Raw genomic sequence first — 26471 nt, 5'->3', positions numbered from 1 at the left:
GATGACATCTTCTCCCACTCAATCCATTGATCAGGGCTCGATGCCTGCGGAGTTGCAGCGTATTTCAGAACGGGACCAGGGCCTAGAGCCCTGGTCCCTATGGGGCAGCTATCTGCCTGAGCGCCAATGGGGCACGGTTAGGGAGGATTATTCGGCCGACGGTGACGCCTGGAGTTCCTTCCCCCATGACCATGCCCGCTCCCGTGTTTATCGCTGGGGAGAAGATGGATTGCTGGGAATCTGCGACGAGCAATGTCGCCTCTGTTTTTCATTGGCCCTCTGGAATGGTGTTGACCCAATTCTGAAGGAGCGTCCATTCGGCCTTGCCAATCAGGAGGGTAACCACGGAGAGGACATTAAAGACTACTACTTTCATATTGATAATACGCCAACCCACAGCTTCATGCGGGGCTTGTATAAGTATCCCCAGGCCGCATTTCCCTATCAGCATTTGCTCGAGGAGAATGGCAGGCGTGGCCGTGATGTGCCTGAATTTGAACTTGTAGATACCGGAACCTTCGATCAAAATCGTTATTTTGATGTCTTTATAGAGTATGCAAAGGCATCATCTACAGACATTTTGATCAGGATTCGTGCGGTTAACCGAGGGCCTGATCCAGCTCCGATACATCTTTTGCCTACCGTTTGGCTTCGCAACACTTGGGCATGGGGTTATCCAGGCGAGGTTCGTAAGCCTATGTCGCTTGAGAATGATCGTGTATTAATCCCCCAGCTCGCTGATTTGCCGGCATGCGAGCTTTTGTGTAAGGAGACTGGCCAGTGGTTGTTTACTGATAACGAAACTAATTATCAAAGACTTTTTAATCAGCCGAATACCACTCCTTACCAGAAAGATGGATTCCATCGCTTCTTGATTGGCTCTGAGCATGGGGCTATTAATCCAGATCAAAATGGAACAAAAGCGGCTTGCCTATTACAGCGAACACTCGCTCCTGGCGAGGAGTGGTGCCTGGAACTGCGTTTGAGGCCTTGCGACCATACCGATGAACCCTTTGGAGTGGAATTTGACAATATCTTCTTTGCCAGGGAGAAAGAGTGCCAAGAATTCAATGAATACTGCACCCCTGGCCTTTCTGGTGATCAAAGCTTGATCCATAACACGGCATTGGCCGGGTTGCTTTGGTGCAAAAAATACTACGGCTGGAGTGTTGGTAGATGGTTAGAGGGTGATCCCACCCAAGAAAAGCCGCCTGAAGGGCGAAGGTTTACGGAAACAGCCAGGTGGGATCGTCTCCATGCCCATCAGGTTATTTCGATGCCAGATGCTTGGGAATATCCCTATTTTTGCCAATGGGATTTAATGTTCCATGCCGTTGCATTTGCCACTCTTGATCCCGCAACTGCAAAGACTCAGTGCATGCTTTTGCGCTCTCCCCATTACACCAATCCTACCGCCCAAACCCCTGCCTATGAATGGGCATTATCCGATCCCAATCCTCCCATTGGGGCATGGGCGGCCATGCGAATTTTCCAAATTGAAGAAAGGCAAACCGGCAACCGGGACACGATGTTCCTCGCCTCATCAATGCGCAAGCTGCTCTTGGAATATGGTTGGTGGGCTAACCGAAATGCTAGGGATGGTGACAACATTTTTGATGGAGGCTTTCTAGGGCTGGACAATATTGCTGTTTTTGATCGCCGTTTCCCGCTTCGCGATGGTAGCCGAATCGAACAGTGCGATGGCACTGCATGGATGGCATCGCTGAGCCTTAATATGTTAAATATAGCGGTAGAGTTAAGTAAGGATGTTCCAGGATATTGTGACATTTGTGAGCGTTTTGTTTATGATTTTTCTCTACTGGCAATCACTCTCAATTCGCCGGCTTCCCAGTCTGCCCATGGATTCGTAAATTGGGATGAGGATGATGGTTTTTACTACGATGTTCTCAAGCGTCCAGATGGAAGTTCTGCCTATCTGCGGACCCGCTCCCTGTCCGGCTTAATCCCCATGCTCGCCGTATCCAGCTTTGATCGTGAGACAGTCGATCGTTTGCCAGTGTTAGATGTTAAAAGTAGTTTGGCTTGGTTTGTGCATGAGCGCACTTCCCCTACCTGGCTTGAGCACAATTTAGGCAAATGGAATAACGATCGCCTCTTATTTACCCTCGTACCCATGGATCGTCTCCGAAGGATCTGTGAACGTCTGTTTGATGAAGAAGAGTTCCTTTCACCCTATGGCATCAGGGGGCTTTCAAAAGTATATGAATCAGATCCCTATTCATTTACGGAGGGTGCTGATAGTGAGCGGCTGGCCTATAGCCCCGGGGATAGCCCTGTCGGCATGTTTGGCGGCAATTCGAATTGGCGCGGCCCAGTCTGGATGCCACTTAATTTTCTTATAATTGAGTCCTTGCAGAAATATGCCCACTTCTATGGCGACAATTTCAAGGTTGAGTTTCCTGCACGCTCTGGCAATTGGATTAATCTCTGGGAGGCCTCCCTTGAATTAGAGAAACGCCTGGTAAGCATCTTTACTAGAAATCAAGATGGCCAGAGGCCTTTTAATGGTGATGTTCAGCTGTTTCAGGAAGATCCCCACTGGCGTGACCTAATTGCCTTTAACGAATATTTTCATGGCGACCATGGGCGAGGCATGGGGGCTTCCCACCAGACAGGCTGGACAGCGATGGTGGCCAAGATGATTACACAATTGAACCGTTACCCGAATGGGTAGCGGCTAGCTTTCGCCTGCTTTTTGTTCACCATGGCTATCCATCAAAACAACGCTGCTTTGCCTGGGCCTTCCATGGCCATCTCACCTTTGCCTGAGGCACGTCAGCTGGAGGTGGCCGATGGCGCCCATTTTGATGTGGTGATTATCGGTAGTGGCGCTGGCGGAGGCACCTTGGCTCGCCATTTGGCACCCAGTGGAAAAAAAATATTGATTCTGGAACGGGGGGATTGGCTACCCCAGGAGCCCGAGAACTGGGATGCGGAGGAGGTATTTCAGAAGGGTCGCTACGTTTCTAAGGACACCTGGTACGACAAACAGGGCAAGGCATTTCAACCTGGCAGCCACTATTTCGTTGGTGGCGCTACAAAAATGTATGGCGCGGCCCACTTCCGCCTGCGCCAACAGGATTTTGAGGAGTTGGTCCACTTTGATGGTATTTCTCCTTCCTGGCCCCTGCGCTATACCGACTTTGAGCCCTATTACCAGCGGGCTGAGCAGATGTACCACGTGCATGGACTGCGGGGTGAGGATCCCACCGAACCACCCTGCAGTAGTGCCTATCCCCATCCCCCAATTGCCCACGAGCCCCGCATTCAGAAGCTCGTCGACGATCTTCGTTCAGCTGGGTTACACCCCTTCCATGCTCCCACTGGGGTAATGCTTGATGAGGATAATTTTCCCTTCAGCCGTTGTCGAAAGTGCAACTGCTGCGATGGCTTCCCCTGCTTGATGCATGCCAAGTCTGATGCGGAAGTGCTTGGTGTCAGACCTGCTTTGGGTGCCCATAACGTATCTCTGCTAACCCGGGCCCATGTAAAGCGGTTGGTGACAGATCCATCTGGTCGTTCTGTTAAATCTGTCGAGCTCGAGCGAGATGGCGCCCCCATGACCGTCAGTGGTGATGTGGTGGTGGTCAGTTGTGGTGCTGCAAATAGTGCGCGTTTGCTGCTGATGTCGGCCAACGACAAGCATCCAAATGGCTTGGCCAATGGCTCTGACCAGGTGGGTCGTAACTATATGTTCCACAATAGTAAGGCAATGGTTGCCCTGTCCCATGAGCCGAATACCACAACTTTCCAGAAGACTATTTCTGTAAATGATTGGTACCTAGGTGATGCCGATTTTGATTACCCCATGGGTAATATTCAGATGACCGGTAAGACCAATGGCACGATCATGAAGGGCTATGCCCCCCTTGAAACTTTCCTGATGCCTGGCTGGTCGATGGATAAGATTGCCGAGCATGCCCTTGATTTTTGGATTTCCTCAGAAGATCTCCCCGCTGCTGAAAACCGAGTAACCGTTAATGGCAATGGTGATATCAAGCTGAATTATACGCTCAATAATCAAACTGCTGCCCACCGCCTCTATGGACGTTTGACCGATCTGCTGGATCGCCTTTACTTAAAAAATCATCTTATTGAGCGACAGTTCTATATCAAGAGCGATATGAATATTGCTGCAGTCGGGCACCAGGCCGGTACATGCCGTTTTGGCAAGGACCCAGCAAGCTCGGTTTTGGACCTTGATTGCAAGGCCCATGAACTCGATAACCTTTACGTTGTAGATACCAGTTTCATGCCCACAATTGGCGCGGTCAACCCATCCCTTACCGCCATCGCCAACGCCCTGCGTGTTGGGGATCATCTGTTGGCTAGATTGTAGAACTATATAACTTCAGCCCAACAGGCTTGTAACTAGGTCTGCGATTAGGAGGTTGTCTACCGAAAAGAGGCCGCCTCCACATGTGGCTAGCACCAGACACATCACCACATACATAGCTGCTTTTTCCCAGCTGGGAGGCTCGCCCACTCCCATGGGCCCTGCGTAGTCGCCTTCGGGAATTTGGTAGGGATCGGGTGCGATGAATGGTGTGCCCGCAAATATTTCGAGCACCATTGCGTAGGCCATCGACACAAAAATGGCGATTGCGGCTAGAGGCGTTAGGAATCCAGGAATTAGGGCTATGCCTGCACCCCACATTGAGAAAGCTGATAGGAAGCAGAGCCAGGCAGGCGTTTTCATCGCCGTCGACCAGGTTTTCAGATTGCGCAACTTCGGCCAGCCGTGGCGGATAAAGCAGATCCCCGTAAATACCCGCAATACCAGAAGCGCTACCTGGCCTAGGTCAGAGGGTACCGATGGCACCAAAATTTCTACAACGTTGAATTCCACTGGGATTTTTCAATTCCCGCCAACTTAGGCCGGTATTTCAGTTCAGAACTGTTTTGTTTGCAACCCCAAATGGGTTTTTCGGCCATGATGCAGCTACGACCGGTTTTTTGCTTTCCCATTTCCTAGTCATGGCGTTTGCCCCCCTTGCCCCTGGTTCCAGTTCGCCCCTAGGTGCCACTCCTTTATCAGGCGGAGTGAACTTCAGTATTTACTCAAAGGATGCAACGGCCGTAGAACTTTGCCTGTTTGACAGCCCCGATGCAGTTGAGCCCAGCCAGGTGTATCGGCTGGAGGGCGAGCAATATCGCACTTTTCATTATTGGCATTGCTTTGTGGCGGGTCTTTCGCCCGGGCAGGTTTACGGCTACCGGGTGGAGGGCCCTTACGAACTCGATCGGGGTTTGCTCTTTGATGTAAACAATCTGCTCCTAGATCCCTATGGCCTTGCCCTGGTGATGCCCGCAAATTATCGGCGAACAGCCAGCCAACTGGTTGATCGCTCCATGAAAAGTGTGGTTGTCGATCCTGCTGCCTACGATTGGGAAGGGGATAAACCGTTGCGTCGTCCGAGCCGTGATAGTGTTATTTATGAGCTCCATGTGAAGGGTTTTACTGCAGACCCTAGTTCCGGTGTTGAGGCTCCAAATGCTGGAACCTATTTGGGTTTAATTGAGAAAATTCCCTATCTTCAGGATCTTGGGGTTACGGCCGTTGAATTGTTACCGGTCTTTCAGTTTGACCCCTTTGATGCTCCCGGTGGCCTAACGAATTACTGGGGTTATCAGCCAATATCATTTTTTGTTCCCCACCATGGCTACTCCAGTGGTTCGGGACCGATGGCGCCCCTTGATGAGTTCCGTACCCTCGTAAAGGCGCTACACCGCGCTGGCATTGAGGTGATTTTGGATGTGGTGTTTAACCACACGGCCGAGGCTGATGCAGATGGCCCAACATTTTGCTACCGGGGCCTTGCCAATTCTGACTATTACTTGCTTAAGGATGGGGGAGCTGGATATGCGGATTACACCGGGTGCTTTAATACCCTTAATGCTAATAATCCGATAGTGAGGCGCTTGATTCGCCATAGCCTGCGCTATTGGGTTGAGCACATGCATGTTGATGGTTTTAGGTTTGATCTGGCCTCTGTCCTCTCTAGGGATGAAACTGGAGCGCCCTCTGCTTTGCCCCCTATCCTATGGGACATTGATACTGATCCTGTTTTAGCTGGAACTAAGCTGATTGCTGAGGCTTGGGATGCGGCCGGCCTTTATCAAGTAGGCACCTTTGTTGCTGATAATTGGCAGGAGTGGAACGGCAGGTTTAGGGATGATGTTCGTCGTTTTTTGCGCGGTGATTCGGGATTTGTTAGGTCGGTAGCCCAGAGGCTTATTGGCAGCCCTGATATCTATGGGTATGAAAATCGGGACGCAGAATCCAGTGTGAATTTTGTGACCTGCCACGATGGCTTTACTTTGTCGGATCTTGTTTCCTATAACACTAAGCACAACGAGTCTAATTTAGAGTCTAATCGTGACGGCAGCAATGATAATTTTAGTTGGAATTGCGGCGCCGAAGGCTACACGGATGAGCCTTCTGTCTTACGGCTACGTCTTCAGCAAAGGCGTAACTTCTTGACATTACTGCTACTTTCTAATGGTACGCCCATGATTGGCATGGGCGATGAAATTGGTCGTTCGCAATCAGGAAATAATAACGCCTATTGCCAGGATGGAGTCATCAGTTGGATGGATTGGGTTAATGTTGGGACATCATCCGACCTTGGGAGGTTTGTCAGCTTATTGATTGATTTTCGTCAACATAGAGACTTTGTTTCTGAGCATCAGTACTACACCCTGAATTCCCTCATACAACTTAATCAACTCCGTTGGCATGGTGTGAAATTAGATCAGCCGGATTGGTCCGATGAATCCCACTCTTTTGCAGTTACGATCATCAGTATTTGTAGACGTTTTTGTTGGCATCTGATGGTTAATGCCTATTGGCAAACCCTTAACTTTGAGGTTCCCGTCCCTCCCCTAGCTGGGGATGCAACAGTTGGTTGGCGTGAGTGGATTGATACGGCAAAAGCATCTCCCGATGACATTTCAATATTTGGCAAAGGATCCCGATTTATTGATTCGGATTGCCAGGTTTCTGCCAGATCAATCAGAGTTCTATCCTGTTACCAGGCCTAGTTAGGTTTCCTTTGGCTGGTTTTGTCTCCCCATCCTTTTTCTCTTTACATCCTTATGTTGCTAGCAGAAACTCAACCGACTAGAATAGATTGAGTTGTCTTTCCAGAAATGCCATCGCCTTCTACACGACGAGATCTGGTGATGCTTTCCAGGCATACCAGATCGCTTTCTTGCTTGCCATTCGGTCCGAAAGCTCTTAGTTTGGCAGCAATTTTTGCTATCAGCACTGTTTTTTGGGGCGTAGCTAGGGCAGCAGAGCATTCTTTGGCTAAATGGCAGTTGAAGGTTCTTGCCTCCTATAGCCAGCCTTTAGCCCATGAAGGTCCTGTGATATTGGCGGATCGAAACCAACTCTTCTTCACATCGAATCGTCTTCGCCGCTCAGATGGTAGTCAGTATGTGATCGCTTCCATATTTGATTTAAAATCATTGAAAACTGTCGATCTTGGTCTTACTAATTCTATCCCTATGGCTAATGGGGCTTTTCGTCTTAGTAATGGTAATCTTGTGATTACGATGCAGGGCAACAAATCTAAGTCCGCAGGCTTGGCAGAGTTTAATGTTGCTAATGGTCAAGTCAAATTGTTGACAACAGGTTTTTCCGATTATCAGTTCAATAGCCCTAATGATGTGGTTCAGGCAAATGACCAATCTATTTGGTTTACGGACCCACAGTATGGATACGAACAGGGTTTTAGGCCTAGGCCCACCATCGGCAATTGGGTCTGGCGAATTGATCAGGCTGGTCGCCATCAACGCCTGATGATGGATGGTTTTTCCAAGCCAAATGGTATTGCATTTAGCCTTGATCAGGAGTATGTATATGTTACCGATTCAGGATTTATTGCTGGTGATGGTCAGCGCAATAGTGTATTGCCGCGCACTATTTACAGGTATCGAATTTTGCAGACACCAAGCGGGCCATTGGCTACCGATAGGATTACTTTCTGTGTGGTCACTAAGGGAATTCCCGATGGCTTAAAGGTAGATGAATATGGTAGAGTTTGGACAGGTACCGGTGCTGGTCTGGAGATTTTTGACAAGGATGGTAATCCCTTGGCTGTCATCCCAGTAGCTAATGGCGTAAGCAATTTCGCCCTGATTCCAGGAGGGGGAGCTTATGTTATGGGCGAAACCAAGCTGTTCCGTTTAGACATTTGAAACTATGAATCTCCACAGATTGAGCCTAGTTTTGGCCCTGGCATTACCGATCTCGGCTTTGCCAGCCAGGTCTGAGCCCAAGGCTAATCCTGTTGCAGGTGTATCTGTTAACTCTAAATCCAACTCGGATAGCTTAGTGCCCGAAGCAACTGTGGTAGCAGTTTCGCCTACCTATCCATGGAATGGTGTCACAGTTTCTAAGGCTGGTCGAATTTTCGTTAGTATGCCACGTGCTACTTCTGATTCGACTACCCCTTCGGTCGGCGAGATACTTTCAGATGGATCTATTCGTGCCTATCCTGGTGGCCGATGGAATAATTACAAATTCGGTGGTGCTGGTGATGATCAGTTTGTAGGTATAAATTCAGTTGTCTCTGATGCGAGTGATCAGCTTTGGGTTGTTGACCCCGCTGGCATAGGTGGCAAGCCAATTCTTGGCAAGGCGAAGCTTGTTCAAATTGATCTGGCTAGCAACAAAATTGTTCGTGTCTACAGGCTCGGATCTGATGTTTTGCCCCTAGGCGGGTTTATTAACGATGTTCGGGTCGGGGGAGGTTACGCCTACCTTCCTGATTCTAGCCTTGGTGCTTTGATTGTAATCAACCTGCGTACAGGTGTTGCAAGGAGGGTGCTAGCTGACGATCCTAGGTTGCGTTCTAATCGCAGGTTAAAATTAACAGTAAATGGCGTTCCATATCTCAATTCCCATGGTCAGTTACCCAATGGGAATATGAGCGTGAACCCTGTCGAGCTTTCCGTTGATGGAAAGTACTTTTATTTCCAGCCCAGTGGTGGCCCTGTCTTAATGCGTATCAGGACTACTTTGCTGAACGATTTCAATGCTTCTGATGCCACCCTATCTAAGGCGATTGAACCCTTGGGTCCTGGTCCATTTAATGCCGGTATGTCGATGGCCTCCGATGGCTCAATTTATTTTAGTGACATAGAGTTAGGCGGAATTAAACGGCGTTTTCCTGACGGACGTTTCGAGACTGTTTCAAAGGGGCCTGCCTCAATATTAGTTTGGCCAGATGCCTCAAGGATTGGGCCAGATGGTTACCTTTATTTCCCCTCTTCCCAAATTAATAGATTTCCAGGCAATAGTAGATCTGGCAAGTCTGAACTTAAGTTTCCCTTCCACCTCTTCAAGGTAAAGATAAATCCTAACTAGTTTTAGTCTTTTGGATAAATCATCTATGTTATCCATGGTGTATTCTGGACCTGTCTTACTTTTGCTTCTTGTTTTCTTTCTGCCTCGAGCAGTCAGTTCTGAGACTCTCACAAACGCGTTTGTAAGACCTGCTCAGATGTCTAAGCTCACATTGACACCGCCAAATTCTTCTAATCGTTTAGAGATAAACCACTTTCAACCTCTAATCAAGGGAGATAAGAGCCTCTCTTTTTTCGACAATACTGTTTATGCTAAGGCCCAGCCCTCTGACTCCTGGTCTGATAGCAATGGGTTTGTCAAACAGTGGGGAAATAGCATACGGTTTGGCTATCGAAAGCTTAGCAGTGATCTCTCTTCGTATCATGGCTTTAACGGAGGATATGATGTCGCTTGGTTTGGTAATTCATTCTTTCAGCAAATCGGAGTTGGTGGTGAGCTAATTCGCCCCTCCTACAATTTAGTTGCTACGGCCTCTTTCCCCCTAGGAAACGGCGGTGCTCAGGCTTCTGGGCAATCCGCTGTTTCCTCGGCAAATTTACAAATCGGATTCCCCCTTGGTATACCAGGTTTTTCTGGAGCTGCTCGAGCATATTATCTATTTGGTGAAGTACCTAACCCTTCCCCAGGTGCTCAATTGCAAATTGGTTATGGATTTAATCACAACTTAAGTGCAACGCTGTCAGGAAGTTTTGATGATATAAGTGGTTTCGGAAGCTCTCTTCAGTTCAAATTCTTATTTAGGCCACCCTCTCCAGCTTCTATCCCCGCTGGTATGCCATATTCAACGGCCGTTCCCTATTCCCAGGCGCTTGGGAATACCGGCAGTAGAATTATTAGGCTTTCAGGTTCAACACCAGCCTATGGGAACTAGATTGTGATTCCAATGAGTCTGTTTTCTAATATCTAAATCCCAACTACTATTATTGCGTGTTTGTCTGGATCTCTACTGTGGAATCCCCTTTGGTATCCATTTAACCCGTCATATAGTTGAATTATAGGCCCGCATTCTGACCCCCACTCTGATTCTTTAATTTTTTTATGTATCTTTTCCAAATCAGTTGTCTCGAGAATTAGGCGCCAGTCACATATTTCGTTTGCCTTGGGTAGGTTCCGTCGCCTTCCACCAGTGGGTTTCTCATATTGCAGTAGCTCTATTCCCATAACATCTTCTTTGGCGTCTGGCCTGAGGGATGTAATCACTACATGTGTATCCTTTATTCCGTCAAGTCTGTCTTGCTCAACACCGTAGTTTACACCACCTCCCATTACATGAAAACCCAATAGTTCTTGATAGAATCGCAGGCTTTCTTTTGTGTCAGATATTCCAATGGCACTGTGATCGATCCCTAAATTTGGGCCTGTACTGTTTGCGTCATTATCGAAATTTTCCTTTTCATGGATACTATTTACGTGCCACCTATTATTACCTTTGTCTTCGGGAAACTGCAGAAGTTCAAGTGGTTGGCCGATCGGGTTCTTAAACTTAATGGCTTTAATGCCACTGGCCCCCCTATTCCATTCAGGCAAGGTCTGAATATTTGTAGAGATTGTATATTGGAGATTAATTAATTCTTTTTTGAGGCTTTTCTCTATATTTTGTGTGACGATACAAATGTGCTGAAACCACAGGTCGTTGCTGGCAGAATCATGAGGTATTGGTATGTTGCTTTGAGGTGAAGTTTGCTCCCATAGTTCAAGTTTTTCATCGCCAAGGCGTAATACAAACCGCTTTATAGTTATTTCTTGCTGCCCACCAATTAGCTGTGAGAGACAGTTTTCACTATTGTTGATTTGTGATTCAGGCTTAAATCCTAGTTCTTTGCAGTACCATTCAGAAATAGCTCTTCCATTATCACATGGCTGGACTACTGAAACGATTTTCTTGATGGCCATCTAGGATTGCTCTGTTTTTGATGTGGTTTCTAGTCGAGTTTTTTTAACTTGTTATTTCCCCCGGGTCATCCTTTCTTGCACCTATGCTCATTGCTCCGCCAATACAAATAAATGCAGAGCCTACGTAGGTTTCCATCCCTATGGGCTCGTTGAATATAAATATTCCAAATAGGGCGGCAAATATAATGGAGCTATATTGAAAAGCGCCTATCTCATGTGGCTTGGCATATTGATATGCTTTAATTAGAAGGAATTGAAATAGAACTAGGCACGCCCCTGTTGCGATTACCATGTGCAGGTCATGGCCCGCTATTGCCTTAAATTTGCCTATAGATAGAATTGTTGAGCATACTGATCCAAATAATAGGAAATAGAATATTTGCGTAATTGCCGATTCACTGTTGTCTAGCTTTTTTACCGTCAAAAATTCAATGGCTGTCATTAAGCCTGCGGCAAGAGCAATTATGTTGCCTGGGTTTGTAAATAATGAAGAATCAGGTTTGACTATTATTACCATTCCTGCAAAGCCAAGCCCTATGGCAAGCCATAACGACTTTTGAATGTTTTGCTTGAGTACCAGTAAGGCTAGGATTGGGATGAATATTGGTGTGGTATTTAGTAACACATTTGCATCCACGAGGCTTGTTAGTTGGGCAGATGTAATAAATAGAAAGAAGCCTGCAATGCCAGTGGCTCCTCTCAGCAGGTGATACGGGGCGACTGAGGTGTGCAGATCTTGAAACTTTCGAATCACCATTATTGGTGTTACGAAAATCAGGGCACTTAGAAAGGTTGCCCAGGTAAATAGCTCAACGCTTAACTGGGTTCCTATCTGTTTGCCTAGCACGCTCTGCACCGTGTTGGCCAGGAAGGCCAGCACAATAAATATCGCACCTTTGGCTAGCTGTCCGCTACTAGGCTTGGGAATAGGCGTCATGTGTTTGGGACTCACTTTTTTCAATTTAGTCTCCTTTGAGCGTTTTGCCATCTTCTCCGCAGGCATAGCTTTGCTTTTGTTTTGAAATGCCAGCATGATCTCTTGCTATTGCTGACCAAATCGACCCGTTTGTCTATGATTCCTCTGAGTATTATCTTGATTCCCTCCATGTCTTCGACCAATCCCTTCGCTGGTATGGCGCTGTCCAGCTTTCTCCAGGGCAAGGTGGCAATCGTTACTGGTGGCAACAGCGGCATCGGTAAATCAATCGTTGAGTGCTTGGCCCATCTTGGCGCCAAGGTCGTAATTGATTACCGTTCCCATCCCGAGGCTACCGAGGCGATCGAGCGGGAAATTGGTGAATATGGCGGCTGCAGTTTTGGGGTGCAGGCCGATGTCGGCAAGCTCGACGATCTGCAGCGCTTGATCGATTCGACGGTTGCAAAGTTTGGCCGACTTGATGTGATGGTTAATAACGCTGGTATCGAAACCCGGACTTCCATTCTCGACACCACCCCCGATGATTTCGACAAGGTTTTGAACGTCAACCTGCGGGGTGTATTTTTCGCTACCCAGTACGCGGCAAAGCAAATGATTGCCCAGGGCAGCGGTGGGAGAATCATCAATATCTCATCAGTGCATGAGGATTGGCCCATGCCCAATAACACCCCCTACTGCGTAGCCAAGGGTGGTGTGCGCATGCTCACTCGCACTGCCGGTGTGGAGCTTGCTTCTAAAGGTGTCACCATTGTCAATGTGGGGCCCGGTGCCGTTGCCACCCCGATCAACGATTCGACCATGAATAATCCTGAGTTGCTGGCTAAGTTGAATGCCGCCATCCCCATGGGCAGGATGGCCCAGCCTGAGGAAATAGCCAAGGTTGTGGCATTTTTGGCCAGTGATGCTGCGAGCTATATCACAGCCACCTCCATCTTTGCCGATGGTGGGATTATGCAGAGCAGCCCTGGGCTTTAGTTAGTTAGTTGGCTGGTGTAGTGGTGAAGCTCCATCATCGCTTTTATCGCCGACTATTTTTTCTTTCCCTGTTGGAAATGGTGGCGATTGCGCTGCCATTTCCTTTTCGTAGAGTTACTAGCTTTGTTTCCTTAGCCCTTGTAGCTTTGCTGGCGGTTGAGCTGGGAAAGCCTCTGCGTGGACAGCGAAGGCCTTTTTGGTTTGACCGTTACTATCGGCTACTTGGCCTAGCGTCGTTTCTTTTTCAACTGATTTGGTTGATTTCGCCTCAGTCGCTTCACTTTTTAAGTGGCTTGCCATTTCTTTTGAGCCTTAGCTGCTTTTTGTTCTGGAGTCTTAAGAGGCTTTTATCTTGCCTGTCCCAGGAAACTTTCATAGGCGGTGATGTCATAGTTGGTGCAGTGGCTGGCTACCTCCTGTTGGGGCTTTGTGGGGGAATTATCTTTAGTGTTATGGAAACTGTTGTGCCAGGTAGTTTTATTAACGTTGATGCTGCTCGTGGAAGCCTTTATTTGGCTGATCTGTCTGGTGCAGGCTCCCAGCTTGCGGCTTGGTCTTATGACTACTCGCGTATATATTATTTTGCTTTTGTGAGTCTTACCACGGTCGGCTATGGCGACATAGTTCCAGGTACCACAACTTCCCAGATGGCAAGTGTGGCCCTAAGTGTGTGTGGTCCGCTCTATCTGGCCATAGTAATGGGCTTGCTGATTAGCCGCTATACGGTTCAAACTGAAGAGATTGCTGAGGCTGACAGGGAGAACCATAATGAAAAACCTAAGGACTCGTAGCCCCTTCCGGCAGGCCCACTTCCACTTCCATATGTTGATTTGGACGCCCAATAATTAGCATTGCAGCCCGCTCACGGGTTGCTATTGCCCATAGCCATTTGCTCAGCAGGGCGATTCGATTCTCATTGGCTGGCATGAAGGCAAGGTGGGCTACGGCCCACATCAGCCAGCCGATTAGGCCCGTGAATTTGAGGCCCCGCAGATCAGCCACCGCATGCAATGGTCCTATTACGGCCATGCTGCCGAAATCAAACCAACTAAATGCTTTGTGTTGCTCGTTTGCCAGGTTTGCAACTATGTCTGCTGCCACCCAGCCGCCCATTTGCACGGCTGGTCCGGCCATTCCAGGCAGGGGTTTGCCATCGGCGGTGTGGCTATAGGAGCAGAGATCGCCAATGACCCGAATTTCTGGGAATTGGGCGATGGAGAAGTCTGGTTTGACGATTACTCTTCCCCCCTTATCTATGGCGCAGCCGGTGGCATCGGCCAACACCTTGCCCAGGTGGGATGGCTTAACCCCTGCTGTCCAGCAGATTGTGGCCGCTTCCAGGGTTTGCTCTCCCCCACTGGTCGTAAGTACCACTTTCCCTTCGCTTATTTCCTTAACCCTGCCACCTAGAAGTAGGTCCACCCCCGCCGATTTGAAATAGGACTCCGCCGATTTGGAGATGGCTGGAGCCATGGCCCGCAGCAGCCGATCGCCTGGGTCTACCAGGGTCACCTTGCAGAGCTCGGGGTTTAATTGTTTGAAATCCCTGCCCAGGGCGTGCTTCATCAATTCATTGAGGGATCCGGCCAGTTCACAGCCAGTAGGACCCCCTCCCACCACCACCACAGATTGGAGAAACTGGCGGCGTTCCGGATCCGGTGTCTGCTCCGCTTCTTCAAGGGCTGTCAGAACCCGGCGCCTGATTTCATCTGCGTGCTCCAGGATCTTCATCGGGGGAGCTAGGGATCGCCACTCTTCCTTGCCGAAGTAGCTGCTGCCGGAGCCCGTGGCAAGGATTAGGTGGTCGTAGCCGAAGCGTCGGTTGTTAAAGACAATTTCCTTGGCTTTGGCATCAATTTCGGCCACCTCCCCAAGCAGGATCTGCACGTTTGGCGCTTGACCCACCATTTGGCGTAGGGGGCTTGCCACATCCGCTTCTGCCACCAGCCCAGATGCCACCTGGTAGAGGAGGGGCTGGAACAGGTTGAAATTGCGCTTGTCGATCAGGGTGACCCGCACCGGCTTGCCGATAAGGGCATGGCAGGCCTTCAGACCCCCAAAGCCACCGCCCACAATCACAACGTGGGGCAGGGATTTGAGGCTGGTGTCGGGGGGATCTAGCTCCAGGAAGAAGCGTTCGGGCGCCATCGTTATTCGGTTCGTTTGCACAAGGTATCTGGCTTTGCCTGCCTTAGCCCGCCTGGTGCCTGCTAAGACTGGGAACCCAATTCATTTGCTGCCATGTCGGTTGCGTCGATAAAGGCCTTTGTTGACCGTGTTTCCGGCGACGAAGCCCTACGCAGCAAGCTCCATGCCGCGACCGGTGTGGACGACATCGTTGCGATCGCCGCCGACCACGGCCACGACTTGAACAAAACCGTGCTGTTGCGGGAGCACGCCAGGGCCATCGCCGATGCCCATGACCACGAACTTTCCGGCATCAACAGCTGGGGAGATGCCCTGATGCATGCCTTCGGCGCCACCGATAAGGACTGAGTAAGGCCTGTTTACCCACCAAGGCCTACTTGCCTAGGTAGGAGGCCTGCAAGGCTGCGTTGTTTTTTAGGTCTGTTGCGGAGCCTTCCAGGCTGATGCGGCCCGATTCCAGCACGTAGCCCCGATCGGCAATGGCCAGGGCAGCATTGGCGTTTTGCTCCACCAGCAGGATCGTTAGGCCATCGGCATGCAGGGCCCTCAGGGCCTGCATCACCTCTGCCACCAGCTTTGGAGCCAGGCCCAGGCTCGGTTCATCGAGAAGCAACAGGGAGGGGCGCCCCATCAGGGCCCGGCAGATCGCCAGCATCTGTTGCTCCCCACCTGAAAGTGAGCCGGCCAGTTGGTTGCGCCGTTCCCCCAGCCGCGGGAACAGGCTGTAGCTGCGTTCGAAGTCGGCTCGGATACCTGCTTTGTCGCGCCGCAGCCAGGCCCCCAATTCGAGGTTGTCGGCGATGCTCTGGCGGGCCAGCACCCGGCGACCCTCGGGGCAATGGCCTATGCCGAGCTTGACGGTGCGCTCGGTGCTGATGCCGTTGATGCAGCCACCGTGCCAGCGAATCGCGCCAGAGGCGGCCCCCACCAGCTGGGAAATGGCCTTCAGGGTGGTGCTTTTACCAGCGCCGTTTGCACCGAGCAGGGTCACCAATTCGCCTTGCCTGACCCTTAGGTCGATGCCATGCAGGGCGGTGATGCCGCCATAGCGAACCGTTAGGCCTTCCAGCTCCAGCAATGCCGCTGTCATGGCTGCCCCCCCAGGTAGGCCTCAATCACGGCGGGATCTTGGCGTACCTGTTCTGGGGTGCCGAGGGCAATGCGGCAGCCGAAATTCAGTACCGCCAGCCGGTCGCATAGCCCCAGCATCAAAGGCACGTGGTGCTCAATGATCAACACCGTGAGGTTGAACTGCTCCCGTATCTGCCTGATTAGGTCGCTCAACCCATCCTTCTCATTGGCGTTCATGCCGGCGGCCGGTTCGTCGAGCAGCAGCAGCTCCGGCGAGCTGGCCAGGGCCCTGGCGATCTCAAGGCGGCGGCGGTCGCCGTAGGCGAGGGAGGCGGCATTTTGTTCGCCCAGCTGGCCGATCTCCAGCAACTCCAGGAGGCCCTGGGCCCGCTCCACCAGCTCCCCCTGCTTTTGCCGCGCCAGGCCCGTGCCCAGCAGGGCTGCCCCCCAGGGCACGAGGTCGTGGCGGTGGAGCCCCACCATTACGTTTTCGCGGCAACTCATCGACTGGAACAGCCGCAGGTTTTGAAAGGTGCGGGCGATCCCCAGCCGGGCAATGCGGCTGGCATCAAGGCCGTTGATTTGGCCGCCTCGCCAGAGCAACTCACCCTCGCTGGCCTCAGTGACCCTTGAGATCAAATTGAAAAGGGTGGTTTTACCGGCGCCGTTTGGCCCCAGGAGCCCGAAAATCTCGCCGCTATTGATCTGCAGGTTGATGCCTTTGAGGGCCTGGATGCCGCCGAAGCGCACCCCCAGATTGCGGGTTTCGAGCAGGGGTGGGGAGCTCATCTTTTAGGAAGATTCCCCCTTAGCCAACCCAACAGGGCCGGATTAATTAACCCCTGGGGCAGCAGTAAGGGGCCCACCAGGATCACCAGGCCAAAAACGATTAGACGCAGGTCACCGACCGGTCGCAGGAGTTCGGGCAGGGCGGTGAGCACCAGCCCCCCCAGCACCGGCCCGGCCCAGGTGCGTGAGCCACCAAAGACCACAAAGGCGAGGGTGGTGATGCTGGCGTCAAAGTTGCCAAGCCGTGCATTCCAGCTGTTGAGGAAGTGGGCGCTGATGACGCCCGTGAGGGCCGCCACCACCGCACTGAGCACGAAGGCCACCAATTTGGCCCGTTCCGTATCTATGCCCTGGCAGGCGGCGGCCAATTCGTCGTCGCGGATGGCTGCCATGGCCCGACCGAGGCGATTGCGCTCCAGCCGATCGCACAGCCAGCAGACCAGTGCCAGCACGGCCAGGCTGAAAACCGCATAGCCGGCGGGATCGTTGAAGGGCTGGGGGATGCCGAAGATTCCAACCGCTCCCCCCAGCGACTCCTGGTTGAGGGTGGTGACCCGCAAAATTTCAACCAGGGCAATGGTGGCGATTGCCAGGTACACCCCCCGGAGCCGCAACACCACCTTGCCGATGCCGGTCGCCAGCAACCCGCAGAGCAGGCCAGCCAGCAGCATCTCCAACATCACAGAGCTGATCGGATAGGTGGGATCGCTGCCGCCAAGGGCGCCCACCCGGGTGGAGAGCAGGGCCGCCGTGGTGCCGCCGATCGCATAGAAGCCCGGGGTGGCCAGGGAAAGCTGGCCGCAGCGCAGGGGCAGATAGACCGAAAGCCCGAGCAGGGCCCCAATCAGCATCTGTACAAACAGGCTTGTTTCCATTCCTCCTCAAACCTTGGTGGGCAGAACCTTGCCCAGCAGACCCTGGGGCCGCACCAGCAGCATCACAAACAGAAAGCCGTAGGCCACAACATCGCGATAGCCAGATAGGTCCGCAGGCACGCAGGCCTCTGCCAGGCCAATGATTAGGCCCCCCAGCACCGCCCCGGGCACGCTGCCTAGGCCGCCAAGTACCAAAACCCCCAGGCCCTTGAGGCCATAGCCAATGCCGAAATAGGGGCCGGCGATGCTGACACTCAGCCCCACCAGGCCGCCGGCAATGCCCGCCAGGAAACCGCTGAGGCCAAAGGCGATTTGGATCATGCGGCCGCTGGGAATACCCAGTAGCTGGGCGGTGATTGGATCCTCGGAAACGGCCCGGAGCGCCTTGCCGCTGCGGCTCCCATCGATCCAAATGCTCAGAACCACCACCAGGCCAGCTGCCACGGCCAGCAACAGCAGTTGGACCGTGCGTACCTGGGCGCCCAGCAGCTGAATCGCCGCCGGCAGGTTCCCCAGGCTTCCGGTGGGGATGGCATAGCTCTCGGCCCCCACCAGCAGCTGGATCAGGTTCACGAGCACCACCCCAGCCCCCAGGCTGGTGATCAGGGCCAGCAGGGGGTCGGCTCCCTGGGCCCGCAGGGGGCGGAAGGCGATGCGCTCTATCACCAGGGCCACGGCCGCCGCCATCAAGCCCGCCAAGGGCAGGGCAAGCCAGAAGGGCAGGGCAAAGGGAAGTTGCAGGCCGGCCAACAGTCCGTTGGCCCCGGCGCCACCACCGATCAGGAAGTAGGTGAAGTAGGCCCCCAGGGTGAACACGGCCCCATGGGCGAAGTTGATCACCCCCAGCACTGAAAACACCAGGGTGTAGCCCAGGGCAAACAGGGCATAGACCGCTCCGGTGGAGAGGCCGTTAAGTAGCAATTGCACCAGGTCTTGCATGGTTTAGGGCTGCAGCACGAAGCGACCACTGCGGCCATCGGCATCCATGCTCACCCGCGCCACGCTGAAGTCGCGCTGCACCACCTCCCCCTCCGGCGAGAAGCGCAGCTCCCCCAGGGGGGTTTGGTAGGTGCCCGCCAGCAGGGTCTTGAGCAGGCGCTGGCGTAGGTCGGCCAGCGGCAGGGAAGTGAGGCTCTGGCCCTTGGGCAGGGTGCCCTTGAGCTTCGCCAGGGCTTCGTGCACCACCTGGTAGCCGGTGTAGGCCTGGGCCGTCACCTGGGGTGGCACGGCATCGGCGGGGCGGCCCCGGCGGAACAGCTTTAAAAGGTCGCGGTTGCTGGCGTTGTCGAGGCTGGGGTTATAGGCCTGGGTGATCAGCATTCCATCGCAATGCTTCTGGCAAACGGGGTAGATGTTTGGGGTGTTGAGCCCATTTCCGGCCACGATTTGTCCCTGATAGCCGAGTTCCCGCAATTGGCGCACCAGGTTGCCGCCGTCGGCCACCAGCGCCGAGATCACCACCAGTTGGGGCCTGCTGCGCAGCACATTGGTGATTGGGATTTGGAAATCGGTGTCGGCCACGGAGGTGCGCTGCACCGCCACCAGATCCAGGCCCTTGGCGCGGATCGCCTGCTGGAAAATCTGCGTTTCCGAGGTGCAGAAGACGTCGTCTTGGGCGAAGAACACCGCAACCCGACGGATGCCCGGGTTGAGTTGCAATGCCTTGGCCAGGGACCGCGGAGCCACCACCGTCACCGGTGAGGCCACACGGGCCACAAAGGGGCCGAGCTGGGGGATGCCTGGGGCCGTGGTGGAAACCCCGATCACCGGAATCCCGGCCCGGTCGGCCATGGGCATCACGGCAAAGCCCTGCTGGGAAAGGGATGGCCCCAGGATTGCCACTGGTTTGGCGTTGATCAGGCGGCGAAAGGCAACTGTGGCTCCCACTTCATCGCTGCCGGTGTCTTCCAGTTCCAGCTCCAACCTCGGCTGTAGCTGGGCAAACTGCAGCTTCGCCAGATCCAAGCCGGTGCGGGCGTCCTGGCCCAGCAGACCGGCATTGCCGGTGAGGGCGATGCCGGCGCCCAGGCGAAGTTGGTCGCTGCGGTTGCTGCTGCAGCTGGCAAGGGCGGCACCAAGACCCACCAGGGCCAAAGCTTTCTGGACGCGACGCAAGAGATCCATCAGTTCAGGGGAGCCATAAGTTCAGGGGAGCCATAAGTTCAGGGCAGCCATCAGATCAGGGAAGTAGGGCAAATCGACCGCTGCGGCCGCCGGGGTTCATGCGCACCTGGGCCACAAAGAATTCTTTTTGCACCACCTCACCAATGGGGGTGAAGCTGATTGTGCCTAGGGGGGTCTGGTAGGTGCCGCCCAGGATTTCATCCATCAGGGCCTTGCGGGCTGCTGCCACTGTTAGGGATTTGAGTGGTTTTTGGGTGTCAAGTCGGCGCAGGGCTTCGCCGATTACCTGCATGGCGGTATAGGCCTGGGCGGTTAGTTGGGGTGGAATCGTGCTGGCATTGGGGTTGCGGCTTTGGGCCTTAGCAAAGGCGGCAAGGAATACCTGATTGGCAGGATTCTTCAGTTCGGGGCTATAGGCTTGGGCTATCAGGATGCCGTCGCAATACTTTTGGCAGATCGGGTAGATGTTTGGTGTATTCATGCCGTTGCCCACCACGATCATGCCGCGATAGCCCAGCTCCCTCAACTGGCGCACCATGTTGCCCCCATCTACGGCTTGGAGGCTCAACACAATCAGATCCGGTTTCTTGCTGAGGGCAGAGGTGATCTGATTTTGGAAGTCTTGATCGTTCAGCTGGGTGCGCTGCACCGTCACCGGTTTCAGGCCCTTGTTGGTTAGCGCCTTCTGGAAAATCACCGTCTCAGCGGTGCTGTAGGCATCGTCCTGGGCATAGAAAACTGCCGCTCGCCTAATGGCGGGATTGATTTGCAGGGCCTTGGCAATTGAGAGCGGCGCAATTACGGAGCTTTGGGCAGAAACACGGCTAATGAAATGGCCGATTTCAGGTATGCCGGTGGCGGTGTTCGACGGGGCCACCACAGGTACCCCGCGCCGCTGGGCAATGGGGTCTGCTGAAAAAGCTTGTTGGGAGAGGGTGGGGCCAATCAGGGCCAACACGCCCCGATTGATTTGGAGATTGAAGGCGGCGTTGGCGCCAGGCTCATCACTGCCGCTGTCTTCGATCTGCAGGGAGATTGCTTGGCCGTTGAGTTGGGCAAGGGCGAGGTCGATGCCGATTTTTTGGTCTTGGCCATAGACATTGGCATTGCCGGTGAGCGCCAAAACAGCCCCCACCGGTATGCCCTTAGTGAGGTTTACGGGCCCATCCGCAGACCTATTGCTGCAGCCGGCGAGCAGGGCCGTAGCCGCCAGCAACGCAATCAGCTTTGGCCTGAAGCTGCGCCCCATCAGGCGATGGCAGCGAAACTCTCGCGGAAGGCCGCCAGGGTGGCGTCGATGTCGGCGTCGGAGTGGGCCAGGGAGGTGAAGCCCGCCTCGAAGGCACTCGGGGCCAGGTAGACACCCCGCTCGAGCATGGCCCGATGGAGCTTGCCGAAGCGCACCGTGTCGGCGGCCTTCGCCTGTTCGAAGTTGTGCACCGGGCCTTCGCAGAGAAAAAAGCCAAACATGGCGCTGATCGAACCACCGCAGATGGGCAGACCAGCGGCCTTGGCCGCTTCCTGGATGCCATCACTGAGGCGCTTGGTGATGGCCTCTAGCCGGTCGTAGGTGCCGGGCTGCTTCAGCAGCTCCAGGGTCTTGATCCCGGCGGTCATGGCCAGGGGATTGCCGCTGAGGGTGCCGGCTTGATACATCGGGCCCGCGGGAGCCACCATCGCCATGATGTCGGCCCGGCCGCCATAGGCCCCCACCGGCAAACCTCCGCCAATCACCTTGCCCATGGTGGTGAGGTCCGGGGTGACGCCGAATTTGGCCTGGGCGCCGCCGTAGCTGATCCGGAAGCCGGTCATCACTTCGTCGAACACCAAAAGGGCACCGTGCTCCTTGGTCAGTTCGCGGATGCCCTCCAGGAAGCCAGGTTCGGGGGTGATGAATCCGGCGTTGCCCACCACGGGCTCCAGGATTACGCCGGCTATTTCGCCGGGGTTCTCCGCGAAAAGCTGTTTGACGGCCTCTAGGTCGTTGTAGGGGGCGGTGAGGGTGCTGGCGGCGGTGCTGCGGGGCACGCCGGGGGAGTCGGGCAGCCCGAGGGTGGCAACCCCAGAGCCCGCCTTCACCAAAAACATGTCGGCATGGCCGTGGTAACAGCCTTCAAATTTGATGATCTTTTCGCGGCCGGTGAAGGCCCGCATCAGCCTCAGCACCGACATGCATGCCTCGGTGCCGCTGTTGACGAAGCGCACCATTTCCACCGAGGGCACCGCCTCGATAACCATCTCGGCGAGGGTGTTTTCCAGGGCGCAGGGGGCCCCAAAGCTGGTGCCCCTATCGAGGGCTTCATGGAGGGCCGCCAACACCTCTGGGTGGCTATGGCCGCAGATGGCGGGCCCCCAGCTGCCGATGTAATCGATGAAGCGGTTGCCGTCCACATCCCAGGCGTAGGCGCCTTTGACCCGATCGAAGATCAGGGGTTGGCCCCCAACCGACTTGAACGCCCGCACCGGTGAGCTGACGCCACCTGGCATCAGCTTTTGGGCGGCACTGAAGAGTTCCTGGGAACGGGAGGTGTTCAAGGCAGCAGCCGACACGGGAGCCGAGGTCAAGGGGGAAAGCCAGCGAAAGACCGCCGCCCATCTTGACCCAGAACCGGCAATAACGGTTACTAGTTAGGTTGATCCCGAGTTGAGCCCACCAAAATTGGCGGGTTGGGGCGAGAACAATTGGGCATTAATTGGCCAGCTCTAGAACGCCAACTGCGCCAACTGCTGCCCCAGAGGGCAGTGGTGTCAGCCAGGCAGGAGCTGCTTTCCTACGACTGCGACGGCCTGACCCTTAGCCGTCACCAGCCGCCCCTGGTGGTTTTGCCAGAAACCACAGCTGAGGTGTCAGCGGTGCTGGGGCTCTGCCATCGCGAGGGGGTGCCCTTTGTGGCCCGGGGCAGTGGCACGGGCCTTTCCGGTGGGGCCGTGGCCGAAACCGAATGCCTGGTGATCGCCACCAGCCGCATGCGCCGGGTGCTGGCAATCGACCTGCCCAATCGACGCATCACCGTGCAGCCAGGGGTGATCAACAACTCGGTAACCCGGGCCGTGGCGGGCGATGGCTTTTATTACGCCCCCGATCCCTCCAGCCAGGTGGCCTGCAGCATCGGCGGCAACATCGCCGAAAACTCCGGGGGGGTGCACTGCCTCAAATACGGAGTCACCAGCAACCACGTCTTGGCGATGGAAGTGGTTTTGCCCGATGGCAGCGTGATCCAGCTGGGCAGCGAGCTCGATGAGGCCCCAGAGCTTGATTTACGGGGAGCTTTTGTCGGTAGTGAGGGCACCCTGGGTGTGGCTACGGCCATCACCTTGAGGTTGCTGCGCAAGCCCCAGAGCGTGGCCGTGCTCCTGGCCGATTTCAGCTCGATGGAAGCCGCCGGTGAGGCCGTGCGGCTGGTTACGGCGGCAGGGGTGCTGCCGGCCGGCATGGAAATGATGGATCGCCTCTGCCTGGAGGCCGTGAACAACGCCTTTGGGATCGAGGAATACCCGGCCGATGCGGCGGCTGTGCTGTTGATCGAGCTCGATGGTCAGGAGCGGGAGGTGGCCGCAGCAGTTGAGCTGGCCACCGATTTTTGCCGCCAGGCGGGGGCCCGCTCGGTGCGGCAGGCCTGGGATCAGGCCGAACGGGATTTGCTCTGGAAGGGCCGGAAGTCGGCGATTTCCGCCCTGGGCCGCAGCTACCCCAATTACTACCTCCAGGACGGTGTCGTCCCCCGCAGCGCCCTGCCCCAGGTGTTGGCGGCGATCGAGCAGCTCAGCCAAAGCCATGGCCTGCCCGTAGCGAATGTGTTCCATGCCGGAGATGGCAATCTCCACCCCCTGATCCTCTATCGGGCCAATGAGCCGGGGATCAAGGAGCGGGTCCAAGAACTCGGTGGCGCAATCCTGCGCCTGTGCGTCGATGCCGGCGGCAGCATCACCGGTGAGCACGGGGTGGGCTCCGATAAGCGTTGCTACCTCGATTGGATGTACAGCAGCGACGACCTGGCCACCATGCAGTTGGTGCGTCAGGCCTTTGATCCGCTGCGCAGGGCGAATCCGGGCAAGATCTTCCCCACCCCCCGCAGCTGCGCCGAATCGGCCAGGCGGGTCGAGGTGTTGGCGGCCGAGGGGGTACGCCTGCCGGCAGGGGCAGAGGTTTTTTGATTTTTATTCCTCTGGCGGCCAGGCCAGATTGACCACGACCGGGGCATGGTCACTGGGTTGGATGTTGCCTCGGGTGGCCTTGTGGATCACGCAGCCAGTGGCGCAGTCGAGCAGCTCTTCGCTCAGATAGATGTGATCGATCCGCCAGCCCCTGTCGCGGTCCCAGGCGCCGGAGCGGTAATCCCACCAGCTCCAGTGGCCAGTGTCCGGTTCGAAGACTCGAAACACGTCGCTGAGGTTTTCCCCGAGGGCCTCGCGCAGGGCCTCGCGCTCAGGGGTGCTGGCCATGATGCCGCCGGTTTGGCGGCCTGGGTCCGGCAGATCCCGCGCCTCAGGGCCAATGTTGAAGTCGCCCACCATGCAGAGGGGGTCGCCCTGGTCGCCCTGGATTGCCAGATAACGCTTCAGACAGCCCAGCCATTCCAGTTTGTAGGGGTATTTCTCCGAATTGAGGGCTGAACCGTTTGGCACATAGAGATTGAGCACCCTGACCCCTTCCACCAGGGCGCTGATCACCCGCTTCTGTTCGCTCAGTTGGGCTGCCCCGGGATCACCGCTCAGCAGGGCATCGAAGCCGATTTGCACATCCTCCAGGGGAGAGAGGCTGAGCATGGCGACGCCGTTGTAGGCCTTCTGGCCACTGATCGCCAGCTGGTAGCCGAGGTCTTCAAAGGCACTGCGGGGGAACAGCTCATCGGTCACCTTGGTTTCCTGAAGGCAGAGCACATCGGGGCTTTCCTGCCCGAGCCAGGCCACCACCTGGTCAAGGCGGGTGCGAACTGAATTGACGTTCCAGGTGGCAATCCGCATCGAAAAAACAAATAAACGGAACTGTCGGGTCCCGTGGGGTCCCCTAGCATCGGCCCATAAGTGGGGGTGCTGCCATGGAAGGGTGCCAAATGGGTAGATCGTTTCTGGTGCTTGGCGTGGGCACCTTGATGGGGTTTGGTTTGGCCACGGCCCAGTCGGCTTTGGGCCAGCCAGCTTCGGGCTCCGGCCAGACCTACTCCAGCCCCCAGATGCAGCGGGAGCTCGATTACGGCTCCGGCAAATCCCAGGACACCAACATCTTCAACACGGCCAATCCCATTGACCTGATGAACAAGTTGCGCAAAAACAGTGCCATGGATGAGGCCACCAACCCGTCCGATGCGGTGGATGCGGCCCTCAAGGGTTTTGACGCCCCGGCAACCCCTGCCCCGAAGGCGGGTTCAGCCCAGGTGAAGGCGCCTTAGCTCCAGGCCCTCCAGCAGCCAGGCCCTCCAGGCCCCAGGCCGTGGCCAACCCGTTCCAGGCCGCCTGGTTTTTGGCCGGCACCCTTTGACGGGCCAGCTCTAGGGCCTTCTGGGCGCCGCTGTTGTCGCCCCGTTGGTGCAGCAGCAGGGCCATGGCCAGTTGGGGGCGGGGATCCTTGGGGAAGGCGGCGGCCAGCTTGACCAGCAGGGCCTGGGCCTGGCCCCCTTGGCCCTGGCGTTCGAGCACATTCGCCAGCAGCAGCCCCAGGTCAAGGGCCTGGGGCTGTAGTTGGGGCTTGCTTGCCCCATCAAAGGCCGCCTGCAGTTGGCTGATGGCCAGCACCCCCCGGCCCGATTCCACCTGCAGCAGGGCCATCAACTGCAGGGCCTGGATGTTGTTGGGATCTTGGTTGAGCAGTTGGCGCACTTCCCGTTCAGCGCCTGCCCGATCGTTTTGGGAGCGGCGCAGCTCCGCCAGCACCAGCCGCAGGCCCGGCCGCTCCGGTTGTTGGTCGGCCAGCCGCTCGGCCAGCAGGGTGGCCTCCGCCTGGCGATTGAGGCCAATCAATAGCTCCAGCAGGCGTTGCTGATCGGCGGCAGAGGCGTTGCCGCGGTCGAGCTGGCTCTGCAAATCGGCCACCTGGCGCCCTAGGGCCTGCTGTTGGCTGGCCCTGCCGGGGGGCGATTGCAGTTGACCAAGCCACCAGCCCCCGACCAGGCCCAGGCCCACCAGGCACCCAGCCCCAAGCAATAGCCAGCGCTTCAGGTGGGACGGGGCAGGGGCCATCCGGTGGCGGGTGTGCAGCTGGCTCCAGTTTGCCTTGGCCGCCGTGGCCCTTGCGCCCACTGACATTTGGACGCTTACACTGGTA

Annotated in this window: 24 protein-coding genes; 11 read left to right on the top strand and 13 right to left on the bottom strand. The window is 55.1% G+C overall.

Annotated elements, in window-relative coordinates; genetic code table 11:
- The first annotated feature begins 1 nt into the window (after window position 1).
- Both KBY49_RS05545 and KBY49_RS05540 read left to right on the top strand, forming a co-directional pair.
- Window positions 2-2695 (top strand): MGH1-like glycoside hydrolase domain-containing protein, encoded by a 2694-nt coding sequence (locus tag KBY49_RS05545; RefSeq protein WP_254933735.1) that lies wholly within the window; start codon window positions 2-4, stop codon window positions 2693-2695.
- Window positions 2696-2767: 72 nt separating this feature from the next.
- Window positions 2768-4360 (top strand): GMC family oxidoreductase, encoded by a 1593-nt coding sequence (locus KBY49_RS05540; RefSeq protein WP_254933734.1) that lies wholly within the window; start codon window positions 2768-2770, stop codon window positions 4358-4360.
- Window positions 4361-4372: 12 nt separating this feature from the next.
- Here KBY49_RS05540 and KBY49_RS05535 read toward each other — a convergent pair whose 3' ends face one another.
- Window positions 4373-4843 (bottom strand): DoxX family protein, encoded by a 471-nt coding sequence (locus KBY49_RS05535; protein ID WP_254933733.1) that lies wholly within the window; start codon window positions 4841-4843, stop codon window positions 4373-4375.
- A 155-nt stretch (window positions 4844-4998) separates the two neighbouring features.
- Here KBY49_RS05535 and glgX point away from each other — a divergent pair, with 155 nt between their 5' ends.
- From glgX to KBY49_RS05515, 4 genes are all read left to right on the top strand, one after another.
- Window positions 4999-7065: a glycogen debranching protein GlgX gene (gene glgX / locus KBY49_RS05530; protein ID WP_254933732.1), complete on the top strand. Its 2067-nt coding sequence runs from the start codon at window positions 4999-5001 to the stop codon at window positions 7063-7065.
- Between the two features lie 201 nt (window positions 7066-7266).
- Complete coding sequence (locus KBY49_RS05525; RefSeq protein ID WP_254933731.1) at window positions 7267-8226, top strand: SMP-30/gluconolactonase/LRE family protein; 960 nt, start codon at window positions 7267-7269, stop codon at window positions 8224-8226.
- A 31-nt stretch (window positions 8227-8257) separates the two neighbouring features.
- On the top strand, window positions 8258-9397 hold the full coding sequence (locus tag KBY49_RS05520; protein ID WP_254933730.1) for a major royal jelly family protein: 1140 nt from the start codon (window positions 8258-8260) through the stop codon (window positions 9395-9397).
- A gap of 136 nt (window positions 9398-9533) precedes the next feature.
- The gene (locus tag KBY49_RS05515; protein ID WP_254933729.1) at window positions 9534-10268 is read left to right on the top strand and encodes a hypothetical protein; all 735 of its coding nucleotides are present in this window, start codon (window positions 9534-9536) and stop codon (window positions 10266-10268) included.
- 32 nt (window positions 10269-10300) lie between these two features.
- Here KBY49_RS05515 and KBY49_RS05510 read toward each other — a convergent pair whose 3' ends face one another.
- Window positions 10301-11290, bottom strand: coding sequence for a VOC family protein (locus KBY49_RS05510; protein ID WP_254933728.1), 990 nt, complete (start codon window positions 11288-11290; stop codon window positions 10301-10303).
- Between the two features lie 43 nt (window positions 11291-11333).
- Window positions 11334-12323 carry a DMT family transporter gene (locus tag KBY49_RS05505; RefSeq protein ID WP_254933727.1) on the bottom strand — a complete coding sequence of 330 codons (990 nt, stop codon included), beginning with the start codon at window positions 12321-12323 and terminating at the stop codon, window positions 11334-11336.
- A gap of 72 nt (window positions 12324-12395) precedes the next feature.
- Here KBY49_RS05505 and KBY49_RS05500 point away from each other — a divergent pair, with 72 nt between their 5' ends.
- Both KBY49_RS05500 and KBY49_RS05495 read left to right on the top strand, forming a co-directional pair.
- A complete protein-coding gene (locus tag KBY49_RS05500) occupies window positions 12396-13202 on the top strand; it encodes a glucose 1-dehydrogenase (RefSeq protein ID WP_315857005.1) in 807 nt (268 codons plus the stop codon).
- A gap of 8 nt (window positions 13203-13210) precedes the next feature.
- Window positions 13211-13993, top strand: coding sequence for a potassium channel family protein (locus tag KBY49_RS05495; RefSeq protein WP_254933725.1), 783 nt, complete (start codon window positions 13211-13213; stop codon window positions 13991-13993).
- On the opposite strand, the gene KBY49_RS05490 is transcribed toward KBY49_RS05495, so the two are convergent.
- Window positions 13980-15350, bottom strand: a complete 1371-nt coding sequence (locus tag KBY49_RS05490) for an NAD(P)/FAD-dependent oxidoreductase (RefSeq protein WP_254933724.1) — start codon at window positions 15348-15350, stop codon at window positions 13980-13982. The genes KBY49_RS05495 and KBY49_RS05490 overlap by 14 nt on opposite strands.
- 93 nt (window positions 15351-15443) lie before the next feature.
- On the opposite strand from KBY49_RS05490, the gene KBY49_RS05485 reads away from it, so the two are divergent.
- Complete coding sequence (locus KBY49_RS05485; protein WP_254933723.1) at window positions 15444-15698, top strand: Nif11-like leader peptide family natural product precursor; 255 nt, start codon at window positions 15444-15446, stop codon at window positions 15696-15698.
- 25 nt (window positions 15699-15723) lie between these two features.
- On the opposite strand, the gene KBY49_RS05480 is transcribed toward KBY49_RS05485, so the two are convergent.
- From KBY49_RS05480 to hemL, 7 genes are read right to left on the bottom strand one after another with little or no spacing between them, the layout of a single operon-like run.
- Window positions 15724-16440, bottom strand: coding sequence for an ABC transporter ATP-binding protein (locus tag KBY49_RS05480; protein ID WP_254933722.1), 717 nt, complete (start codon window positions 16438-16440; stop codon window positions 15724-15726).
- Window positions 16437-17210, bottom strand: a complete 774-nt coding sequence (locus tag KBY49_RS05475; protein ID WP_254933721.1) for an ABC transporter ATP-binding protein — start codon at window positions 17208-17210, stop codon at window positions 16437-16439. Before KBY49_RS05475 ends, KBY49_RS05480 begins: the two co-directional genes overlap by 4 nt.
- Window positions 17207-18085 (bottom strand): branched-chain amino acid ABC transporter permease, encoded by an 879-nt coding sequence (locus tag KBY49_RS05470; protein ID WP_254933720.1) that lies wholly within the window; start codon window positions 18083-18085, stop codon window positions 17207-17209. Before KBY49_RS05470 ends, KBY49_RS05475 begins: the two co-directional genes overlap by 4 nt.
- A 6-nt stretch (window positions 18086-18091) precedes the next feature.
- Window positions 18092-19024, bottom strand: coding sequence for a branched-chain amino acid ABC transporter permease (locus tag KBY49_RS05465; protein WP_254933719.1), 933 nt, complete (start codon window positions 19022-19024; stop codon window positions 18092-18094).
- Window positions 19025-19027: 3 nt separating this feature from the next.
- Window positions 19028-20209: an ABC transporter substrate-binding protein gene (locus KBY49_RS05460; RefSeq protein WP_254933718.1), complete on the bottom strand. Its 1182-nt coding sequence runs from the start codon at window positions 20207-20209 to the stop codon at window positions 19028-19030.
- A 55-nt stretch (window positions 20210-20264) separates the two neighbouring features.
- Window positions 20265-21458 (bottom strand): ABC transporter substrate-binding protein, encoded by a 1194-nt coding sequence (locus KBY49_RS05455; RefSeq protein ID WP_254933717.1) that lies wholly within the window; start codon window positions 21456-21458, stop codon window positions 20265-20267.
- A complete protein-coding gene (hemL, locus tag KBY49_RS05450) occupies window positions 21458-22759 on the bottom strand; it encodes a glutamate-1-semialdehyde 2,1-aminomutase (protein ID WP_254933716.1) in 1302 nt (433 codons plus the stop codon). The genes KBY49_RS05455 and hemL overlap by 1 nt, the downstream gene beginning before the upstream one ends.
- A 132-nt stretch (window positions 22760-22891) precedes the next feature.
- On the opposite strand from hemL, the gene KBY49_RS05445 reads away from it, so the two are divergent.
- Window positions 22892-24364, top strand: coding sequence for an FAD-linked oxidase C-terminal domain-containing protein (locus KBY49_RS05445; RefSeq protein ID WP_254933715.1), 1473 nt, complete (start codon window positions 22892-22894; stop codon window positions 24362-24364).
- Window positions 24365-24367: 3 nt separating this feature from the next.
- On the opposite strand, the gene xth is transcribed toward KBY49_RS05445, so the two are convergent.
- Window positions 24368-25174: an exodeoxyribonuclease III gene (gene xth, locus KBY49_RS05440; protein WP_254933714.1), complete on the bottom strand. Its 807-nt coding sequence runs from the start codon at window positions 25172-25174 to the stop codon at window positions 24368-24370.
- 89 nt (window positions 25175-25263) lie between these two features.
- On the opposite strand from xth, the gene KBY49_RS05435 reads away from it, so the two are divergent.
- The gene (locus tag KBY49_RS05435) at window positions 25264-25599 is read left to right on the top strand and encodes a hypothetical protein (protein ID WP_254933713.1); all 336 of its coding nucleotides are present in this window, start codon (window positions 25264-25266) and stop codon (window positions 25597-25599) included.
- Here KBY49_RS05435 and KBY49_RS05430 read toward each other — a convergent pair.
- Window positions 25532-26452, bottom strand: coding sequence for a lipopolysaccharide assembly protein LapB (locus KBY49_RS05430; protein WP_254933712.1), 921 nt, complete (start codon window positions 26450-26452; stop codon window positions 25532-25534). The genes KBY49_RS05435 and KBY49_RS05430 overlap by 68 nt on opposite strands.
- Window positions 26453-26471: the final 19 nt, after the last annotated feature.

Source organism: Cyanobium sp. WAJ14-Wanaka (assembly GCF_024345375.1).
In the GTDB taxonomy this organism is placed as follows: Bacteria; Cyanobacteriota; Cyanobacteriia; order PCC-6307; family Cyanobiaceae; genus Cyanobium_A.
Note: the sequence above shows the minus strand (reverse complement) of the source record. Positions and strands in the feature narration are given on the sequence as shown.

Excerpts from the sequence above, each read along its gene's own strand:
- KBY49_RS05545 (WP_254933735.1), top strand. The coding sequence starts at position 2 with ATGACATCTTCTCCCACTCAATCCATTGATCAGGGCTCGATGCCTGCG.
- KBY49_RS05540 (WP_254933734.1), top strand. The coding sequence starts at position 2,768 with ATGGCCATCTCACCTTTGCCTGAGGCACGTCAGCTGGAGGTGGCCGAT.
- glgX (WP_254933732.1), top strand. The coding sequence starts at position 4,999 with ATGGCGTTTGCCCCCCTTGCCCCTGGTTCCAGTTCGCCCCTAGGTGCC.
- KBY49_RS05515 (WP_254933729.1), top strand. The coding sequence starts at position 9,534 with ATGTCTAAGCTCACATTGACACCGCCAAATTCTTCTAATCGTTTAGAG.
- KBY49_RS05510 (WP_254933728.1), bottom strand. The coding sequence starts at position 11,290 with ATGGCCATCAAGAAAATCGTTTCAGTAGTCCAGCCATGTGATAATGGA.
- KBY49_RS05505 (WP_254933727.1), bottom strand. The coding sequence starts at position 12,323 with ATGCTGGCATTTCAAAACAAAAGCAAAGCTATGCCTGCGGAGAAGATG.
- KBY49_RS05500 (WP_315857005.1), top strand. The coding sequence starts at position 12,396 with ATGTCTTCGACCAATCCCTTCGCTGGTATGGCGCTGTCCAGCTTTCTC.
- KBY49_RS05490 (WP_254933724.1), bottom strand. The coding sequence starts at position 15,350 with ATGGCGCCCGAACGCTTCTTCCTGGAGCTAGATCCCCCCGACACCAGC.
- KBY49_RS05485 (WP_254933723.1), top strand. The coding sequence starts at position 15,444 with ATGTCGGTTGCGTCGATAAAGGCCTTTGTTGACCGTGTTTCCGGCGAC.
- KBY49_RS05480 (WP_254933722.1), bottom strand. The coding sequence starts at position 16,440 with ATGACAGCGGCATTGCTGGAGCTGGAAGGCCTAACGGTTCGCTATGGC.
- KBY49_RS05475 (WP_254933721.1), bottom strand. The coding sequence starts at position 17,210 with ATGAGCTCCCCACCCCTGCTCGAAACCCGCAATCTGGGGGTGCGCTTC.
- KBY49_RS05470 (WP_254933720.1), bottom strand. The coding sequence starts at position 18,085 with ATGGAAACAAGCCTGTTTGTACAGATGCTGATTGGGGCCCTGCTCGGG.
- KBY49_RS05465 (WP_254933719.1), bottom strand. The coding sequence starts at position 19,024 with ATGCAAGACCTGGTGCAATTGCTACTTAACGGCCTCTCCACCGGAGCG.
- KBY49_RS05460 (WP_254933718.1), bottom strand. The coding sequence starts at position 20,209 with ATGGATCTCTTGCGTCGCGTCCAGAAAGCTTTGGCCCTGGTGGGTCTT.
- KBY49_RS05455 (WP_254933717.1), bottom strand. The coding sequence starts at position 21,458 with ATGGGGCGCAGCTTCAGGCCAAAGCTGATTGCGTTGCTGGCGGCTACG.
- xth (WP_254933714.1), bottom strand. The coding sequence starts at position 25,174 with ATGCGGATTGCCACCTGGAACGTCAATTCAGTTCGCACCCGCCTTGAC.
- KBY49_RS05435 (WP_254933713.1), top strand. The coding sequence starts at position 25,264 with ATGGGTAGATCGTTTCTGGTGCTTGGCGTGGGCACCTTGATGGGGTTT.
- KBY49_RS05430 (WP_254933712.1), bottom strand. The coding sequence starts at position 26,452 with ATGTCAGTGGGCGCAAGGGCCACGGCGGCCAAGGCAAACTGGAGCCAG.